Below are 2493 nucleotides of genomic sequence, written 5' to 3' on the forward strand. Positions count from 1 at the left end.
TGAAGCTGTGGTAACACATAGTGGAGGCCCGAACCGATATACGTTGAAAAGTGTTCGGATGACCTGTGGGTAGGGGTGAAAGGCCAATCAAACTCGGAAATAGCTCGTACTCCCCGAAATGCATTTAGGTGCAGCGTTGATTTATAGTTTTATAGAGGTAGAGCTACTGATTGGATGCGGGGGCTTCACCGCCTACCAATTCCTGACAAACTCCGAATGCTATAAAATGTTAATCAGCAGTGAGGGCATGGGTGCTAAGGTCCATGTCCGAGAGGGAAAGAACCCAGACCATCAGCTAAGGTCCCCAAATATATGTTAAGTTGAATAAACGAGGTTGAACTGCTTAGACAGCTAGGATGTTGGCTTGGAAGCAGCCATTCATTTAAAGAGTGCGTAACAGCTCACTAGTCGAGCGGTTCGGCATGGATAATAATCGGGCATAAACATATTACCGAAGCTATGGACTTGAAAAAGTGGTAGGGGAGCATTGTAGTGTCGTCGAAGGTGTGCTGTGAGGCATGCTGGAGAAGCTACAAAAGAAAATGTAGGCATAAGTAACGATAATGCGGGCGAGAAACCCGCACACCGAAAGACTAAGGTTTCCTCAGCTATGCTAATCAGCTGAGGGTTAGTCGGGACCTAACGCGAACCCGAAAGGGGTAGTGGATGGACAACAGGTTAATATTCCTGTACCTGCTCACACTAAAAGTGACGGAGGCGAAAAGTTAGTGCGTACTGACGGAATAGTACGTTGAAGCGAGTGGTAACACCGCGATAGTACACTAAGACTACGGTCAAGGTGATAATCTAGCAAATCGACTTCCAAGAAAAGCGAGTGAAGCAGCCCGTACCCTAAACCGACACAGGTAGTTGGGATGAGAATTCTAAGGTGCTCGAGAGATTCATGGCTAAGGAACTAGGCAAAATTGACGCGTAACTTCGGGAGAAGCGTCGCCCCCCTCTGGGGGGGCCGCAGTGAAAAAGTCCAGGCGACTGTTTATCAAAAACACAGGGCTCTGCTAAATCGAAAGATGATGTATAGGGCCTGACACCTGCCCGGTGCTGGAAGGTTAAGTGGAGGGTTTAGAAGTTTACTTCGAAGATCTCAAATGAAGCCCCAGTAAACGGCGGCCGTAACTATAACGGTCCTAAGGTAGCGAAATTCCTTGTCGGGTAAGTTCCGACCTGCACGAATGGTGTAACGATCTGGACACTGTCTCAGCCATGAGCTCGGTGAAATTGTAGTATCGGTGAAGATGCCGATTACCCGCTGTGGGACGAAAAGACCCCGTGCACCTTTACTATAGCTTAGTATTGGTTTTGGATAAGTAATGTGTAGGATAGGTGGGAGACTTTGAAGTGGCGTCGCTAGGCGTTGTGGAGTCATTGTTGAAATACCACCCTTTGCTTATCTAGAGTCTAACTTTCAATGAAAGGACAGTGCTTGGTGGGTAGTTTGACTGGGGTGGTCGCCTCCAAAAGAGTAACGGAGGCTTCTAAAGGTTCCCTCAGCACGCTTGGTAACCGTGCGTAGAGTGCAATGGCATAAGGGAGCTTGACTGAGAGACATACAGGTCGATCAGGTACGAAAGTAGAGCATAGTGATCCGGTGGTTCCGTATGGAAGGGCCATCGCTCAAAGGATAAAAGGTACGCCGGGGATAACAGGCTGATCTCCCCCAAGAGCTCATATCGACGGGGGGGTTTGGCACCTCGATGTCGGCTCGTCACATCCTGGGGCTGGAGAAGGTCCCAAGGGTTGGGCTGTTCGCCCATTAAAGTGGCACGCGAGCTGGGTTCAGAACGTCGTGAGACAGTTCGGTCTCTATCTACAGTGGGCGTTAGAAATTTGAGTGGATCTGACTCTAGTACGAGAGGACCGAGTTGGACGAACCTCTGGTGTACCTGTTGTTCCGCCAGGAGCATTGCAGGGTAGCTACGTTCGGAAGGGATAAGCGCTGAAAGCATATAAGCGCGAAACCCACCACAAGATGAGATTTCTTTAAAGGGTCGTGGAAGATTACCACGTTGATAGGCTATAGGTGTAAAGGCAGTAATGTCATAGCCGAGTAGTACTAATAACCCATAGGCTTATTGTCACTTCGACTTCGCTCAGTGACCAGTAATGATTACTGAGCGGGTCTGTTTTTTTATTAAGTATACATTACAAAACTAATCATGTCTTTTTTTCAATATGTCAACAATATTAGTGTTGATTATTTATAACAACCAAAATTTAAGGTGGTTATAGCGACGGGGCTCACCTCTTACCATTCCGAACAGAGTAGTTAAGCCCGTTTGCGCCGATGGTACTGCTTTACTGTGGAAGAGTAGGTCGCCGCCTTTTTTGTATCGATGATAAATCGATATTTGTAAAACCCTTACTAGTTATCTAGTAAGGGTTTTTTGTTTTTGGGTTGAACCAAAACTACTGCAAAACTTAATGCCTATAAAAACTATTCAAAATGTTTAGTTTTTATAGGCTTTTTGATTA

General features: G+C 46.7%; 2 rRNA genes (1 of these 2 only partly in view). Both read left to right on the forward strand.

The features are described from left to right. Positions 1–2098: ribosomal RNA gene (locus tag ACJJVO_RS18740) — 23S ribosomal RNA — on the forward strand; it begins 728 nt to the left of the window's first position. 138 nt (positions 2099–2236) lie between these two features. Continuing rightward, a 5S ribosomal RNA gene (gene rrf / locus ACJJVO_RS18745) occupies positions 2237–2346 on the forward strand. The last annotated feature ends 147 nt before the right edge of the window (positions 2347–2493 follow it).

The organism is Winogradskyella sp. Asnod2-B02-A, assembly GCF_045063645.1.
Lineage (GTDB): Bacteria > Bacteroidota > Bacteroidia > Flavobacteriales > Flavobacteriaceae > Winogradskyella.